General features: G+C 68.4%; 12 protein-coding genes. 7 read left to right on the top strand and 5 right to left on the bottom strand.

Annotated features, from left to right (window positions below; all coding sequences use genetic code 11):
- Positions 1-152: 152 nt before the first annotated feature.
- The 3 genes from ACFTSF_RS41250 to ACFTSF_RS41240 form a co-directional block, all read right to left on the bottom strand.
- Positions 153-2,864 (bottom strand): Calx-beta domain-containing protein, encoded by a 2,712-nt coding sequence (locus ACFTSF_RS41250; RefSeq protein WP_380161025.1) that lies wholly within the window; start codon positions 2,862-2,864, stop codon positions 153-155.
- Positions 2,865-3,032: 168 nt separating this feature from the next.
- Complete coding sequence (locus ACFTSF_RS41245; protein ID WP_380161023.1) at positions 3,033-5,744, bottom strand: Calx-beta domain-containing protein; 2,712 nt, start codon at positions 5,742-5,744, stop codon at positions 3,033-3,035.
- A 100-nt stretch (positions 5,745-5,844) separates the two neighbouring features.
- Positions 5,845-6,759: an alpha/beta fold hydrolase gene (locus tag ACFTSF_RS41240; protein WP_380161021.1), complete on the bottom strand. Its 915-nt coding sequence runs from the start codon at positions 6,757-6,759 to the stop codon at positions 5,845-5,847.
- A 43-nt stretch (positions 6,760-6,802) separates the two neighbouring features.
- Here ACFTSF_RS41240 and ACFTSF_RS41235 point away from each other — a divergent pair, with 43 nt between their 5' ends.
- From ACFTSF_RS41235 to ACFTSF_RS41215, 5 genes are all read left to right on the top strand, one after another.
- A complete protein-coding gene (locus ACFTSF_RS41235; protein ID WP_380161004.1) occupies positions 6,803-7,210 on the top strand; it encodes a hypothetical protein in 408 nt (135 codons plus the stop codon).
- Positions 7,211-7,226: 16 nt separating this feature from the next.
- Complete coding sequence (gene ligD / locus ACFTSF_RS41230) at positions 7,227-8,150, top strand: non-homologous end-joining DNA ligase (protein WP_344143657.1); 924 nt, start codon at positions 7,227-7,229, stop codon at positions 8,148-8,150.
- 109 nt (positions 8,151-8,259) lie between these two features.
- Entirely contained in the window at positions 8,260-8,892 is a 633-nt protein-coding gene (locus ACFTSF_RS41225) for a TetR/AcrR family transcriptional regulator (RefSeq protein ID WP_344143655.1), read from the top strand.
- 153 nt (positions 8,893-9,045) lie between these two features.
- On the top strand, positions 9,046-9,273 hold the full coding sequence (locus tag ACFTSF_RS41220) for a DUF3107 domain-containing protein (RefSeq protein ID WP_344143653.1): 228 nt from the start codon (positions 9,046-9,048) through the stop codon (positions 9,271-9,273).
- Positions 9,274-9,419: 146 nt separating this feature from the next.
- Positions 9,420-9,692 (top strand): GlsB/YeaQ/YmgE family stress response membrane protein, encoded by a 273-nt coding sequence (locus ACFTSF_RS41215; protein ID WP_344143651.1) that lies wholly within the window; start codon positions 9,420-9,422, stop codon positions 9,690-9,692.
- 12 nt (positions 9,693-9,704) lie between these two features.
- Here the strand turns inward: ACFTSF_RS41215 and ACFTSF_RS41210 are convergent, their stop codons facing one another.
- Together ACFTSF_RS41210 and ACFTSF_RS41205 are read right to left on the bottom strand one after the other, a co-directional pair.
- Complete coding sequence (locus tag ACFTSF_RS41210) at positions 9,705-10,907, bottom strand: glycosyltransferase (protein ID WP_380161001.1); 1,203 nt, start codon at positions 10,905-10,907, stop codon at positions 9,705-9,707.
- 122 nt (positions 10,908-11,029) lie between these two features.
- Complete coding sequence (locus ACFTSF_RS41205; RefSeq protein ID WP_344143647.1) at positions 11,030-11,710, bottom strand: ferritin-like fold-containing protein; 681 nt, start codon at positions 11,708-11,710, stop codon at positions 11,030-11,032.
- Between the two features lie 277 nt (positions 11,711-11,987).
- Here ACFTSF_RS41205 and ACFTSF_RS41200 point away from each other — a divergent pair, with 277 nt between their 5' ends.
- Both ACFTSF_RS41200 and ACFTSF_RS41195 read left to right on the top strand, forming a co-directional pair.
- On the top strand, positions 11,988-14,996 hold the full coding sequence (locus ACFTSF_RS41200) for a DEAD/DEAH box helicase (RefSeq protein WP_380160999.1): 3,009 nt from the start codon (positions 11,988-11,990) through the stop codon (positions 14,994-14,996).
- Positions 14,997-15,081: 85 nt separating this feature from the next.
- Positions 15,082-16,005: a DUF4349 domain-containing protein gene (locus ACFTSF_RS41195; protein ID WP_380160997.1), complete on the top strand. Its 924-nt coding sequence runs from the start codon at positions 15,082-15,084 to the stop codon at positions 16,003-16,005.
- The last annotated feature ends 602 nt before the right edge of the window (positions 16,006-16,607 follow it).

The following is a 16,607-nucleotide window of genomic DNA, read 5'->3' as shown; positions in this document are numbered from 1 at the left end:
CTGTCAGGGTTTCAACCATCGGCCTGTCCTCCATGTTCCCGCACAATTCCCGGCACTCCAGCCCTGGTCCGCATCCCGGGACCGACGTCTCGCCCTCCGGACAGCACCGGGCCGGGCGCCCCCAGGACGCCCGGCACGGTCGTTGGTTGCTGTCAGTCGTTGTCGGTGATGGTCGCGGTCAGGGTCTGCGGAACCTTGATGTCGGCTCCGTCGGCCTGGTCCACCACGGCCGTGAACGTCTCGGTCGGCTCCTTCACCTTGTCGTCGACGATCTTCACCAGCATCAGGCCCTTGGTCTGGCCGGACTCGACGTAGCCGTCGATGGTCCGCGAGCCCGGATCGCCCTCGTCGTAGTAGCCGAGGTAGTCCTGCTTGAGCACCGCGGTGCCGTCCTTCAGCTGTCCGTTGACGCCGACGTACTTGTCACTCGGCGCCGACAGCGTCATCGGGAACCCCACCTCGCCGGTCTTCTCGACCGTGGTCAGGTTGCCCAGGGTGAGCTTCGGGGTCGGGTCGTCGTCGATGACCTCGCCGTGCCCGAACGACTTGTCGAGCAGCGCCTCGTGCGGCACCGACAGCACCAGACTGAACTGGATGTCGTAGCTGTCGCGGGTGTTCGACTTCACCGGCAGGCTGATCTTCTGCTTGACCTGTCCCGGCTTGAAGACCAGCGTGCGCACCACGTCACCCACAGTCGACCCAAGGTCACCGTTGGTCTCGGCGTACACCTTGACCGGCCGGGTGCTCGCGCGGTTCAGCCGCACGTAGAAGTCGACGGTCTGCGTGCCCTTGTCGCCTTCCTTGACCTTGACGTCCGACGCCGACACCCGCGGCAGCTTCACCGCCGGGGCCGAGACACCGACGCCGGCCGACGAGAAGGCCAGGTCGCTGAGGTACACCGTGCCCTTGGCGACCTTGTCGGTCCGCAGCTCGATCGCACGCACGTCCTTCAGGTCGATGCCCTTCAGCGAGGACACCGGGATCCGGACGCTCCGCAGCAGGTTCTTCGGCAGACCGAACGTCTTCGGGCCGGGCAGTCGCGTGAGTGCGTCACTGACCTTCGACACCGGCACCGAGACCGCCCGGCCCTTGCCGTCGACCACGCGGACCGACAGATCGGTCTTCGCAGCACCAGCCGGGTCCGGAGCGGTCCGGAACGACAGTGCAGCGAACTTCCGTACGTCGCGCTGTGCAGCCGGCAGGTTCACCCGCAGTACGCCGGTCTTGTCGCGCCATGACAGCCGGGTCGCCGCCATGGTCGGCGTACGGGCTGCGAACCACGCGGAATCCCAGTGGGGTGAGTCACCCGAGCCATCCGTTGTCAGACAGGTCGGAGTGGCAGCGCGTGCGTCCTTCAGCGTGGCACCGGAACAGAGCACAGCAGAGGCCTTGCCGGTGAGTGCGCCCTTCGGCAGCGCCGAGTCGAAACGGTTCACGTCCCGACGGGTCGCCAGCGGGGCCTGCGAGACCACTCGCACCACCGCACGACCAGCAGACGCCGCACGGGCGTCAGAGCCGTCGAACAGCGGCAGGAACTGCTTCTCGTTGCCCAGGTGCAGCCGGAAGAAGCCAGACAGGTACGCCGTCCCGACGGCCTGCTGCTCCTTCGCCTTCAGTCGCCCGGCGTACTTGGCGTCACACGGAGCCGCCTTGCCCTCGCCACCCCAGTCGTCGTTGGACGGCGCCTCGGACTGGCCCGGAGTCCACTCGGTGTTGAAGAAGTTGTGGTTGGCACCGAGCACCGTCACCGTCGAACGCGTCGCCGCATCACCGGTGACCGAGTAGCGGGTGTCGTCGTAGAACTTCTGGCCCTGCAGGTCGGAGACGTCGCCGTCGCAGTACGGGAGGATGACGCTCATCGCGACCCCCGGCACCGTCGAGCGGGCGAAGTCCACCGGAGCCAGCGGCAGGACCGCGCGGATCCCGAACTCGCCGCCACGGTCGGCGTTCACGACGGCTGCGCGGGCGACGCCCTCACCGCCACGCGAGTGGCCCATCAGACCGATGTTCTGCAGGTCGATCTTGCCGACGTACTTGTTGCCGAACGGTCCACCGCCGGCGGTCGACCACTGCTTCCACAGCTTGAGGTGGTCGAGGATCAGCTCGGCCCGCGCCTGCGCACCGGCGTCGTACACACCGCCGTCGTACGCGTTGACCGCGTTGGAACTGATCGACACCACCTGGTAGCCGCTACTGGCCAGCGCCTTCGCAGCGCCGTCGTACCCGCGGTAGCTCGGCACCGGCTTGGCGCCGTCCGTGCACGGCCACGGCTTCTCCGGCTGCTCGTTCGTGCCCCCGTAGCAGTACGAGTGCCGGCCGTGCAGGAACAGCACGAACGGCCGCTTGCCGGTCGCACCGACCGGTGTGTAGACCTTGCCGACGACCTCGGACTTCTGGCCCAGCCCGGGCAGGAAGACCGCCTCGTCACCGAGGTTGTACTCCGACGTCTCGACCTTGAACTTGCCCGGCTTGGCCGGGTCGTCCTTGAGCAGTGCCCCCAGCTTGGGCTTCAGCCAGTAGGCGTCGTTCGGACCGCCAACGGCCGCACCGCGGCTCTCGGCCTTCCGGTCGTCCTTGCCGAGGTCCCCCGCCCACACCAGCTTGACGTCCTTGGCCTTCAGTACCGCCGGATCGGTGCTGACCAGCGTCAGCGTCCGCTGGTCGGTGGACTGCTTGGCCACCCCGATCGGCTCGCCGTCCACCGCCAGCAGCGGGAGCGACGCGCGCATCGGCGCCGGCGCTCCGAGCCGCAGCGTGATCTGGTAGCCGGCCGCGACCGGCTTCACGTCCCAATTGTTGCCTTGAGCAATGGTTGGCGCCGGTGGCGGCGCGGCGGCCGCGAACGGCGCCGTGGTCAACCCCACCCCTAATAGTGCGACCATCCCCAGCGACAGGTGCCTCAATCTGCCGATCTCTCGCACAGTTGTCCTCTCGAATCGACGAAACAGACCACAAAGAACGACTTCGTGGGCGAGAGGAAAGTTGACCTGATCAGCCGCTCGATCTCGTCTCAGTCCTGCGACAGATTCGACTCAGTCGTTGTCGAGGATCGTCCCGGTCGCGGCGATCGGCAGCTGGAGGCCGTCGATCCCGTCGACGGTGTCGAGGAACGCCGTGAACGTCTCGGTCGGTTCCTTGACCTTGTCGTCGGTCACCGTGACGGTCAGCTCACCCTCGAGCTTCGCGACCTCGATGCCGCCGGTGAGGGTGTGCTCCGGCGGGTCGTACTGCCCGCGGTAGTCCTTGCCGAGGACGGCCGCACCGTCCTTCCACAGACCGCCGAAACCGATGTGCTTGTCGCTGGGCGCCGACAGCTTCACCGGGAACCTGACCTCGCCTTTGCCCTCGGTGGTGACCAGCTTGCCGACGGTGAATTTCGGCGACGGGTCGTCGTCGAGAACCAGACCGTGCCCGAAAGACTTGGCCAGCAACGCCTCACGTGGCGCAGCCAACGCCAGGTCGAACTTCACGTCGTAACTGTCGCGAGTGTTCGCCTTGATCGGCACTCGCACCGTCTGCCGGACCTGGCCGGGTTTGAAGACCACTGCCTTCGCCACATCACCCACTGGCATCACCTCTGCGAACGGAAGGCTGGTCTCGGCGTACACGACGACCGGGCGGGTGGTCGGCCTCGACAGCCGCACCACGAAGTCCGCGTACGTCGTTCCCTTGTCGCCCTCCTTCGTGGTGACGTCCGACACCGTCACCTTCGGCGCCTTCACGGTCGGAGCCGAGACTCCGATACCGGGCGACGAGAACGACAGATCACTCAGGTACGCCGAACCTTTCGCGACCCGATCGGTCCGCAGCTCGATCGCACGGACGTCCCGCAGGTCGACTCCCTTGAGCGACGACAGGGGGATCCGCACGGTGCGCAGCAGGTTCTTCGGCAACCCCGCCGTCTGGTTGCCCGGCATCCGCACCAGCGCGTCGCTGACTGTGGACACCGGTACGGACGCGGCCCGGCCACGACCGTCGACGACACGGACGGTCAGGTCGGCCTTCGGCGTACTCGTGGGGTCCGGAGCGGCCCGGAAGGACAGTGCGGCGTACTTGCGGACGTCACGCTGCACAGTCGGCAGATTGAGTCGCAGTACTCCGGTCTTGTCGGTCCAGGACAGCTTGGTGACCGCAAGGGTCGGTGCGTGCGAGGCAAAAGCGGCTGGGTCCCAGTGCGGCGCGTCCCCTGCACCAGTGGTGGTCAGACACGCGCTCTTGCCCGTCTCACCAGCACAGACCACCGCTGTGGCCTTGCCACTCAACGCACCCTTCGGCAGTGCCTTGTCGAACGCAGTCACATCACGCCGCGATGCCAACGGCGCCTGCGCGACCACCCGCACGACAGCCTTGCCTGCGGACGCAGTGCGAGAGTCAGAGCCGTCGAACAGCGGCAGGAACTGCTTCTCGTGTCCGAGCTGCAGCCGGAAGAACCCAGCCACGTACGCCGTACCCACCGCCTGCTGTTCCTTCGCCTTCAACCGCCCTGCGTACTTGGCGTCGCAGGGCGCCTTGGTGCCCTCGCCACCCCAGTCGTCGAAGGACGGTGCTACTGACTGACCGGGCGTCCACTCGGTGTTGAAGAAGTTGTGGTTCGCGCCCAGCACGGTGACTGTGGAGCGAGCTGCCCCATCACCGGTGATGGAGTTCCTGGTGTCGTCGTAGAACTTCTGTCCCTGCAGGTCGGACACGTCACCGTCGCAGTACGGAAGCAGGACGCTCATGGCGACACCTGGCACGGTAGACCGCGCGAAGTCGACCGGCGCGAGCGGCAGTACGGCGCGGATGCCGAACTGGCCACCGCGGTCGGCGTTCACCACCGCGGCTCGCGCGACACCCTCGCCACCGCGTGAGTGACCCATCAGACCGACGTTCTGCAGGTCGATCTTGCCGATGTACTTGGAGCCGAACGGACCGCCGCCGATAGTCGACCACTGCCGCCACCGCTTCAGGTGGTCGAGTACCAACTCCGCCCGGGCCTGCGCACCGCCGTCGTACGCGTCGAAGTCGAAGGCGTTGACTGCATTCGCACTGATCGAGACGACCTGATAGCCGCTGCTCGCGAGTGCCTTCGCAGGGCCGTCGTAGCCGCGATAGCTGGGGACCGACTTGGTGCCCTTCGGGCAGGGCCAGGGCTTGTCGCTGGGAGCCGACTCGTCGCCGTAGCAGGACTCGTGCCGGCCGTGCAGGAAGACGACCAGCGGACGCTTGCCCGCAGCTCCGACCGGTGCGTAGACCTTGCCGACCACCTCGGACTTCTGGCCGAGTCCGGGCAGCAGGACTGCTTCGTCACCCAGGTTGTACTCCGCCGTCTCGACCTTGTACTTGCCGGGCTTGCCCGGGTCGTCCTTGAGCAGTGGCCCCTTCCGCGCGTTCAGCCAGTACGCGTCCGTCGGTCCACCGGCAAGGGCACGGACGCTCATGCGCTGGTCGCCGGGCCAGGTGAGCTGTACGTCGTGCGCGTGCGCGGCCACCTTGTCCGTCGTGACCAGCGTCAGCGTCCGGCCGTCAGCGGATTGGCGGGCCACTCCGACCGGTTTCCCGTTCACGGCCAGCAGCGGCCGGGCCGCACGCATCGCCACGGGCTTGTCCAGCCGCAGTGTGACCCTGTACCCCGCCGGCACCTGCTGCACCACCCAGCTGTTGCCCTCCACAACGGGCGACGGCGGTGGCGCCGCGGACGCCACAACCGGCCCGATCGCCAGTGCTGCGGCCATGCCCAGCGTGATTGTGCCCAGAACGCGCACGGTTTTCCTCTCGTCGACGGACAGCTCTCCATGAGATAGCCCGTGCGACCGAAAGGTTGGGTTATTTACCGCACGCGTTCAGATTCCAAAATCCGCTCAGTTACGCGATGAGGTCCCGGAACGCGGCCGCGACCTGCTCCGGGTGTTCCATCTGAGCGACGTGACCGGACTTGGGCAGGTACAGCAGCCGCGCGTCCGGAAAGGTCCGTTGCGCCTTGGTCCGGATGCGCGCGTCGACCAGCCGGTCGCGGCCGCCGTACACGAGTAGGACCGGGCACTTGACGCTGGCAGCGTCCGCCCAGAGCGACCGGCGTGGCGGTGCCAGTGACGAGCGCAGGATGCTCTTGGCGGCGTCGGTGGTCGCCTGCATGTTCCACGGGTCGGTGTCCCGCCGGTGCAGCTCGGCCTCGTAGTTGGCGCGCACCTCGGGCGGTAGCGCCCGCGGGTCGCCGAAGACCATCGCGAGCGACGCCTGGAACCGGCGATCGAACGGCAACCGCTGTGCGCGCTCCAGCACCACCGGTCCGAGCCTTGGCGTCGCCAGTGCCGCGAACCACAGCGCACTGGCCGACACCCGCGGATGCGGTAGCGCCGGAGAGACCAACGTGAGTGACGCCACCAGATCCGGCCGCTGTGCCGCCAGAGCGACCGCAGAGGCCCCGCCCATCGAGTTGCCGAAGACATGCGCCGGCTGGTCGTACTCGCTCTCCAACAGCTTCACCAGTACGTCGGCCTGCTCGGAGATGCCGGTCGGACCGGACAACGGCGTACGTCCGAAGCCGGGCAGGTCAGGGGCGATCCCCCGCACGGTGTCGTTGAGCAGCAGTCCGAGCGCGGTCCAGTTCAACGACGAGCCGCCGAGGCCGTGCACGTAGAGCGCGGGCGGTAACTCCGCCGCCGCGTCCGGCACGTCTCTGACCAGTAGGTCCACGCCTGCGACCGGCACCTGGCGGGCCGGCCATTCCTGTGTCGCCAACGGCGCATCAGCGCCGGTTACTGCCCCGTAACTCTCCACGGATCCCATGGTAGGACCCCGTCGACCGGAACACTTGCGACTCATGAAGCGCAGAGTCCCCAAACCGCTACTGATCGTGCTGCTCGTCGTGCTCCTCGCCTATCCGGCGTTCCAGCTGTTCCTGCTCGGCTACACCGGCGTCCGGATGCTCGTCGCGAGCCAGGAGAAGCACGAGGTCGTCTACAAGGTCAGCGGTACGGCGGAGCAGCCGGACGTCAGCTACGTCCGCGACGGCCAGCGGGAGTCCGTGGACGTGAAGTACGCCGCACTGCCGTGGGAGAGCCAGAAGCTCGAGACCAAGGGCAGCACGCAGCTGCTGTCCGTCAGCGCGCTCCAGCAGCTCGAGGACCGCGGCTCGGTCAGGTGCGAGATCTGGATGGACGGAAAGCTCGTCGAGAGCAAGGACTCCGCAATGAGCGGGCTCAGCGTGCACTGCATGTACCAGCCGTAGGTGGAGACTGGGACACATGGCAGCGTCGCAGCAGGTGACGACCGAGGTCGACGGGCAGACTCTGAAGCTCACGAACCTCGGCAAGGTCCTGTATCCGCAGACCGGCTTCACCAAGGCAGAGGTGATCGACTACTACCACCAGGTCGCCACCTTGTTGCTGCCACACCTGTCCGACCGGCCACTCACCCGGAAGCGGTGGCCGGACGGCACCGATGCGTCGTACTTCTTCGAGAAGAACGCACCCCGCGGTACGCCGGCCTGGGTGCGGACCGAAACCCTGCCCACCCCCGGTAGCTCGACCGGCCGCGACGAAGCCGACTTTGTGGTCGCGGACGACGTGCAGACTGTGGTGTGGCTGGCGAATCTCGCAGCTCTCGAACTGCATGTGCCGCAATGGCGGATCGGTCTGTCGGAGCACGGGAGTGACCCGCAAGCCGACCTGATCGTCTTCGACCTCGACCCGGGTCCGGGCGCGACCATCGTGGAGTGCTGCGATGTCGCACTGGCCCTGCGTGAGTTGCTCGGGCACTACGGGCTGGAGGGTTGGCCGAAGACGTCCGGCAACAAGGGCATGCACCTGTACGTGCCGATCGAGCCAGCGTCGTCCAAACGGACCAGTGCGTTCGCCAAACAGCTCGCTGAGCAGTTGGCTGAGGCCCTGCCCGAGGACGTCACCGCGAACATGACCAAGGCCCTTCGGCCGAACAAGGTCTTCATCGACTGGAGCCAGAACGCCAGTGCGAAGACGACACTGGCGCCGTACTCGCTGCGTGGTTCCGACGAGCCCCGGGTGTCCACACCGATCGACTGGGACGAGGTGGCCGCGACCACCACTCCGGAGGAGCTCAAGTTCCTCCCGCACGAGGTGCTCGCCCGGATCGAGGAGTACGGCGACGTCCTGGCCGAGCTGTACGACGACCCGCGGCCACTGCCTTCCTGACGGGCCCATCCGGCGGGGAAGCTACTGACCGGGAGGACCGGTGGGTAGGATTCTGCCTACGACCCGGGGCGCGTCCTGCCGCCGGTGCCGCACCACCGAAGGAGCCGACGTGTCGACGACACCGGAGACCGCACCGAAACGCGGCAGCCGCCTGCCCCGGCTGGCCCGCCGCGCGCAACTGCTCGAGGCGGCTCAGGAGGTCTTCGTCGCGAACGGGTACCACGCCGCCGCGATGGACGACATCGCCGACCGCGCGGGGGTGTCCAAGCCGGTCCTGTACCAGCACTTCCCCGGCAAGCTGGAGCTCTACCTGGCGCTGCTGGACACCTCCTGCGAAGCCATCGTTGCCTCGGTGCACGAAGCACTGAAGTCGACCGACGACAACAAGCAGCGGGTCGCGGCCACCGTGCACGCGTTCTACGACTACGTCGCGAACGCACAGGGCGCCTTCCGGCTGGTCTTCGAGTCCGACCTGACCAACGAGCCGGCGGTCCGGGAGCGCGTCGACCGCGTCACCATCGCGTGCGCGGAGGCGGTCTCCGAGGTGATCAGCGCGGACGCCGGCCTGAACCGGGAGCAGTCGATGGTGCTGGCCGTCAGCCTGGTCGGTCAAGCCCAGGTGAGCGCCCGCTACTGGCTGGCCGCGTCCGACCAGAGCTCGCTGCCGCAGGAGCACGCTGCCGACTTGGTCGCGTCACTCGCCTGGCGCGGTATTCGGGGCTTCCCGCGCACCGACGGCTGACACAGTCCGCGCACTGACGGCCGACGCGCGACCCCACGCCGTACCGGTGCGGGTTCTGCTTTGGGCGGACGGGTGAGAGACCGGGGCCGGCAGCGGATAGGCTCGAACCGTCACCGGCGAGAGCCGCCGGTCGGAACGTGCCCGGAGGGTTTCGTGGAGGTCAAGATCGGCGTGCAACACGTCAATCGCGAGTTGGTGCTCGAGAGCGAGCAGAGCCCGGACGAGGTACAGGCGCAGGTTTCGGATGCGCTCAGCGGGAAGAGCAATCTGCTGCAGCTGACCGACGACAAGGGCCGCCGGGTGCTGGTACCGGCCGACCGGCTCGCGTACGTCGAGATCGGTGAGGTCTCGATCCGGAAGGTCGGGTTCGGCGCGATCTGATCGCGTTCCGGACACGGTCCTGCGTGTCCGGGTTCCGGAATCCGGTTCGGTGGGCACCATGTGCGGTGAGACCTGCGTCGTAGTGGTCTGGTAGCTACGGGGCGCCGCCCAGACGCAGGTCCGTCACCCCCTCTGAAGGAGGAACCGTGGGTTACTGGATCTGGATGATCATCGTGAGCCTGCTGGCCGGCGTCATCTTCGGGCCACTCGCGCGGCTCGTACTCCCCGGCAAACAGAACATCAGCCTCGGCTGGACCATCCTCGGCGGCGGTATCGGCGCCTTCATCGGTGGTCTGATCGCCTACTTCCTCGACATCAAGGACACCGACGGGCCGGACTGGATCCAGTACCTGATCCAGATCGTCTGTGCCGCGGTGGTCATCGCGATCATCGCCGCCCGCAAGCCCCGGGCAACCTGACCTGAGCAAGCGTCACCCGACGGCCGCCACCCCACCTGGGGCAGGCGGCCGTTGTGATGCCAGCCCTTCGTAGAGCGCCAGCAGCTTCTCGGCGTGCTCACGCGGCGCCGGCCGGTACCGCGGCGCCCACAGTCGCTGGGTTTCCGGCGTACGGAGGGCCTGGCCGACGACGGCCGCCAGCTGCGCCGGTTCGGCCGGGGCGAACGTCCGGGTGCGCTCGTGACCGCGGTACAGCCACGGGTCGACAACCACCAGCGGGCAGCCGGCCGCCTCGGCCTCGTGCGCAACCAGCGACTGGGTCTCCGAGATCGAGGCGATCACCACAGCGTCCGCAGCGAGGTAGTACCCCGCCAGCTCGGCCCGCGGCAGTACGCCGGGCATCCGCACCTGAGCGCTGATCCCGAGCCGGTCGATCAGGTCGGTGACGCGCCGCCGGTCGCCGTACCCGCCGACCATGACCAGGCAGGCATCCGGCCGGATCCGCAGCAGCTCGGCGAACGAGCGCAGCAGCAACTCGTCGTTCTTCTCGCCGCTCAACCGGCCGACCGACAGCACGATCGGATCCTGTGCCCCGAGAGCGAGCTGCTGCCGGATCTCCGCGGCCGACAGCGACGGAGCGGGCATCGGGAGCGTCGGGCTCGGCAGGACCACAGTCGGCGCCTCACAGCCCAGGTCGTCCAACTGCTGCTGCACCTTGGCGGTCGGTGCGACGACCAGGTCGACGGCCCGCAACAGGTTCTGCACCTCCGTGCACTCGCGCTGGTAGCCACGCGGCGCTCCGAGGCCGACCCGCCAGGCCTTGCCCGCCAGCCACATCGCCAGCCGGATCTCCGCGTAGTGCTGGCGGTAGATCTCGAGATCCGTGTGCCAGGTCAGGACAACCGGGAGCTGCTTGCGCCACGCGGCGTACAGGCCGGACACCCCGATCGGACCAAGCGTGTGGACGTGCACCACGTCGTACTCCGGCTTGTTCCTGGTCGGGCGGAGTGTGCCGAGGCGGTAGTCGCGGCCCCAGGTCTCGGTGCCCGGCACCGACCGGATCGGCAGCCTGCTCTCGTGGCTGTTGGCGCGGTACGGCGCGACCACCTCGAGCTGGACACCGAGCTCACACAGCGCTCGCCCGGCAGCCTCCAGCGAGACGGCCACACCATCGGCCCGTGGCACCAGGGTGTCGGAGTAGATGCCCAGGCGGACCGGGCGGTAAGGCAGTGTCATGCAGGCAGGCTCTCCGGCGTCGACCCCCGTCAACAACGAACGGAGTCATGCAACCAGGAACGCAGGCAAATCGCAGTCACGCTTGCCGTAGGTACTGGTGAACATCCGGCCAACTGACGACCTCAGGCCTGCAGACCCAGCGCTGTCATCCGTGCGGTGTGGGCCTCGGTCAGCCGGGTGAACATCCGGCCGATGGCGGCCAGATCCAGCCCGGGGCGGTCGACGCTGCCGGCCAGCAGCGCAGTCAGCGAGTCCCGGTCGGCGGCGATCCGCTGCGCCTGGCTGAGCGCCTCACCGACCAGCCGGCGTCCCCACAGCGCCAGGCGGCCGCCGAGCTTCGGGTCGTCCTCGATCGCGGCCCGGACCCGGTCCACGATGAACTCGGCCTGCCCGGAGTCGGCGAACACCTCGAGCACCAGGGCCCGGGTCCCCGCGTCCACGAACGACGCGATCTCGCGGTAGAAGTCGTTGGCCAGGCCGTCCCCGACGTACGCCTTCACCAGACCTTCCAGCCAGTCCGACGGCGCGGTGTGGTCGTGGAAGGCGTCCAGCGGGGTGACGAACGGCTGCATCGCCTCCATCGGGTCCACCCCGAGCGTGACGAGCCGGTCGCGGAGTTGCTGGAAGTGCCCGAACTCGGTGGTCGCCAGGGCAGCGAGCTCCGCCTTGTCGTTCAGGGTCGGGGCCAGCTTGGCGTCCTCGGCCATCCGCTCGAAGGCGGTCAGCTCGCCGTACGCGAGAACTCCCAGCAGGTCCACCGCCGCGGCCCGGTAGGCGGGATCGTCGAAGGCCGTCTGTTCCATGCCCGGCACCTTATCCGGCTTCGAGGGCTGCCAGAACTAGTCCATGGTTGCCGATGCGTGTCGTGGCACGAACCACACGGAACGGCGTTGACGCAAGTTGCGGTTACACTGGTGAGCGATTCGCCGGTGACGCGCCCACATGGGCACGCTGGTGCGAGGTGCTTGCACAGTGTCCCCGCGCCTCTTCTGACGAGGCTTCACCCGCCTCTGGCGCCCGGCCACTGTCCGTTCAAGCATGTGAGAGGCGATCAGCCTGACCACCTTCCGAGAGCTCGGCGTGCTGCCCGAGATCTGCGACGCGCTCGACCGCGTCAACATCGTGGAGCCCTTCCCGATCCAGGAAATGACGCTCCCCGTCGCCCTGCTGGGCACCGACCTGATCGGCCAGGCCCGGACCGGGACCGGCAAGACGCTCGGCTTCGGTATTCCGTTGCTGCAGCGCACGATCTCCCCCGGCGAGGCCGACTACACCGAACTCGCCGCCCCGGGCAAGCCGCAGGCCCTGGTCGTCACCCCGACCCGCGAGCTGACGATCCAGGTCGCCAAGGACCTCGTCACCGCGTCCACCGTCCGCACCGTGCGGATCCTGACCATCTACGGCGGCGTCGCGTACGAGCCGCAGCTGGACGCGCTGAAGACCGGCGTCGACGTCGTCGTCGGCACCCCCGGCCGGCTGCTGGACCTGGCCAACCGCGGCGTCCTCGACCTCAGCCACATCAAGGTTCTGGTGCTGGACGAGGCCGACGAGATGCTCGACCTCGGCTTCCTGCCCGACGTGGAACGCATTCTGCGCAAGACACCTGAGCTGCGGCAGACAATGTTGTTCTCGGCAACGATGCCGTCGGCCGTGATCGGCCTGGCCCGCACCCACATGCGGCACCCGCTGAACATCCGGGCCGAGTCCCACGAGGACTCCCAGATGGTCCCGACGACGGCCCAGTTCGTCTACCGGGCACACGATCTGGACAAGCCCGAGGTGGTCGCCCGGATCCTGCAGGCCGACGACCGCGGCCGGGTGATGATCTTCTGCCGGACCAAGCGCGAGGCGTCCCGGCTCACCGACGACCTGATCGACCGCGGCTTCAAGGCCGCCGCGATCCACGGCGACCTGAACCAGCAGGCCCGCGAGCGGGCGCTGACCCGGTTCCGCGGCGACAAGATCGACGTACTGATCTGCACCGACGTGGCCGCCCGGGGTATCGATGTCGAGGGCGTCACGCACGTCATCAACAACACCTGCCCCGAGGACGAGAAGGCCTACGTGCACCGGATCGGCCGGACCGGCCGCGCCGGTGCGAGCGGGATCGCGGTGACCTTCGTCGACTGGGCGGACCTGGTCCGCTGGAAGACGATCAACAAGGCCCTCGACCTGCCGTACGAGGACCCGCAGGAGATCTACTCCACGTCACCCGAGCTGTACCACGACCTCGGCATCCCGACCGAGGCGAAGGGCCGGATCAAGCCCGCCGCCGACCGCGAGGAGCGCCCGGAGCGTGCTGAGCGCTCGGGTCGGCCGGGTCGCGACAAGCACCGCCGTACCGACGACCGGGCCGAGTCCGGCCACGGGCATGGACACGGCCGCGACCGCAAGCGGAACCGCACTCGCAAGCGCACCCGCCAGGGCCAGCCGGTCGAGGAGAACGCCGACGTCACCACCAAGACCCTCGTCCCGCCTGCCGTCGAGGCCGAGACCGCTGCAGTCGAGACCGCTGCAGTCGAGACCACCTCGGTCGAGGCGCCGCGTGAACGCAAGCGGAAGCGCAACCGCAACCGCAAGCGCCGCGGGGATCGTCCGGTCGAGGGCGCAGTAACCACCGAAGCTGGTACGACGCCTGCTCCGGCTGCTGCTCCGGTCGAGACGAGCGCCCCGGCGGTCGTCGCTTCGGACCGCCCTGCGGTGGACGGTTCGGCCGAGCGGCCTGCGGTGGATGGTGCGAGTGAGCGGCCGTCGCGGCGTCAGCGTTCGCGCCGGTCGTCCGGTGGAGCCCAGGCTGCCCCGGTCGCCGAGGCCCCAGCCAAGAAGGCCCCCCTCTTCGAGGCCCCGACCCAGCAGACCCCCGCCGAGAAGGCACCGGTCGAGAAGGCACCGGTCGAGAAGGCGCCTGCCCAGCAGGCTCCCGCTCAGAAGGCGCCGGCTGAGAAGGCACCTGCACAGCAGGCACCGACTCAGAAGGCACCGGTCGAGAAGGCACCTGCACAGCAGGCACCGACTCAGAAGGCACCGGTCGAGAAGGCACCTGCACAGCAGGCACCGGCTCAGAAGACTGTGGCTCGGAAGGCTCCGGCGAAGGCGGTTGCGGCCGAGGCTCCTGCCAAGAAGGCTGCTGCCGCTCCGGCACCGGTCAAGAAGGCGGCAGCCAAGAAGACTGCAGCTGCACCGGCGCCGGCCAAGAAGACCGCGCCCGTTAAGAAGGCCACGCCGACCAAGGCGGTCGCCAAGAAGGCTGCCCCGGTCAAGAAGGCTGCGCCCGCGAAGGCGGTTGCGACCAAGACCGCGGCACCGGCGAAGAAGGCGCCCGCCAAGGCCGTTGCGAAGAAGGCAGCGCCCGCCAAGGCAGTCGCCAAGAAGGCGGCTCCGGTGAAGAAGGCGACTCCGGCCAAGGCAGTCGCGAAGAAGGCGACTCCGGCTAAGGCGGTCGCGAAGAAGGCGGCACCTGCGAAGGCCGTTGCCAAGAAGGCCGCACCCGTCAAGAAGGCCACGCCGACCAAGGCGGTCGCCAAGAAGGCTGCCCCGGTCAAGAAGGCTGCTCCTGCCAAGGCGGTTGCTAAGAAGGCAGCGCCGGCGAAGAAAGCCGTTGCCAAGAAGGCTGCGCCCGTGAAGGCCGCGCCCGCCAAGAAGGCTGCTCCTGCGAAGGCTGTTGCCAAGAAGGCGGTGCCGGTCAAGAAGGTGGCTGCCAGCAAGGCTGCTGCACCGGCCAAGAAGGTCGCGCCTGCGAAGAAGGCGGTCACGGCCAAGAAGGCGGCACCTGCCAAGGCTGTTGCCAAGAAGGCGGTGCCGGTCAAGAAGGCCGCCGCCAAGAAGGTCGCGCCCGCGAAGAAAGCTGTCGCGAAGAAGCCGCCCGCCAAGGTAGTCGCCAAGAAGGCGCCGGCTAAGGCCGTTGCCAAGAAGGCACCCGCCAAGGCCGTCGCGAAGAAGGCAGCGCCGGTGAAGAAGGCGGCTCCGGCCAAGAAGGTTGCGGCCAAGAAGGTTGCGGCCAAGAAGACGGTGGCCAAGAAGGCGCCGGCCAAGGCCGTGGCTAAGAAGGCTCCGGCCAAGGCTGTGGCCAAGAAGACCGCTCGTCGGTGAAGTGACCAAGCTGTAATTTCTCGCTGCAACACCCAGCCCCTCGTGGAGCGTCCCCAGGACATATCCACACGAGAGGGGCTGGGTGATGAGGCGCAAGGGTGGGACAGCTGTGCTGGCCGCGGTTGGTCTGATACTGCTGGCAGGTTGTGGCGCGTCGGGCGGTGAGAGCACGTCCGGGGCCGCCAGCGACAGCAGGGGTAATTCCGCGCAGCAGCCCGAGAGCGCGGCGAGCGACGGCGGCGGTAAGGCGATCGGCGGCCAGGCCCAGCCGAAGGCTCCGGTCGCGGATCAACCGCCCGTCACACGGGCGATCATCAGGACCGGTTCGCTCACGGTCGAAGCCGACGACGTCAACAAGCGTCGGCAAGAGGCGATCGCGGTAATCACCGGCCTCAAAGGCCAGGTCGCCTCCGAGAACACCGGCGACGACGACAAAGGCAACATCTCCCGGGCGAATCTCGTCCTGAAGGTCCCGAGTACGTCGTACGACGCCGCCATCGACGGCCTCTCGAAGCTCGGCAAGCGGTTGCAGATCCACCAAGAGTCCACCGACGTGACCGAACAGGTCGTCGATGTGGACAGCAGGATCCGCACCCAGCGCGCCAGCCTCGACCGCATGCGCGCCCTGCTAGCCAAGGCGAACACAATCGGCGAAATCGTCTCCGTCGAGTCCGAACTGACCCGCCGCGAGGCGGACCTAGAGTCCCTGCTCGCCAAGCAAAAGAACCTAGCCCTCCAAACCGAGCTAGCCACCCTCAACCTGACGCTGATCACCAAAGACACCCCGCCGGTCACCACCGACCCCGACCGCGGCTTCGTCGGCGGCCTCAAGAGCGGCTGGCACGCATTCACCGCCACCTTCTCCGCCCTGGCAACCGCAGTAGGCGCAGTACTCCCCTTCGCCATCCTCCTAGCACTCCTCGCCATACCAGCCCTCTGGCTCCGCCGCCGCCTACGCCGCCCAGCAACCCCCACCACCCCCACCCCAGCCGAAACCGGCCCCGCCTAACCACCCCACCCGCCCCCTGACGTCCGCCCGCCCCTCCCCGCCCCCTCCCCACGCATTTGACCGGAGATCCGTTCAAATGCACCCTTCTCCCCTGAAATTTCGAGGGGAGAAGGGTCAGTTTGAGCGGATATCCGCTGAAACGACCTCAGGAACAACCGGGCTACCCAGTGCCGCCGCGACCGAAGCCACCTTGCAAGCGCGACTGAAGCCACCGTGCGAGTGGGACCGCCGCGACCGAAGCCATCGTGCGAGTGGGAGGAGTTGCCCGGCGAGTGTGAGGACCGGGGCGTCGGTAATCGGTTTCCGGCGACACACTCCGCACACTCGGCACGTAAGCCGCCGCAGGCGGGGGTGAGCGGGAGATCGGCGGGGCGCGCGGGTGCCCGCGAGGGCGCGGGGCGCACGGCGCGGGTGCCAGGCGGGCGCGGGGCGCACGGCGCGGGCGCCAGACGGGGGCGGGGCACGGCGCGGGCGCCAGGCGGAGGCGGGGCGTACGGCGCGGGCGCGGGGCGCGGGCGCCAGGCGGAGGCGGGGCGTACGGGGGGGGCGCGGGGCGCGGGCGCCAGGCGGAGGGGGGGCGTACGGCGCGGGCGCGGGGCGCG

Source organism: Kribbella sp. NPDC056951, from assembly GCF_042674205.1.
Lineage (GTDB): Bacteria > Actinomycetota > Actinomycetes > Propionibacteriales > Kribbellaceae > Kribbella > Kribbella yunnanensis.
The sequence above is the reverse complement of the archived record's forward strand: the minus strand, read 5'-3'. Positions and strand labels throughout refer to the sequence as shown.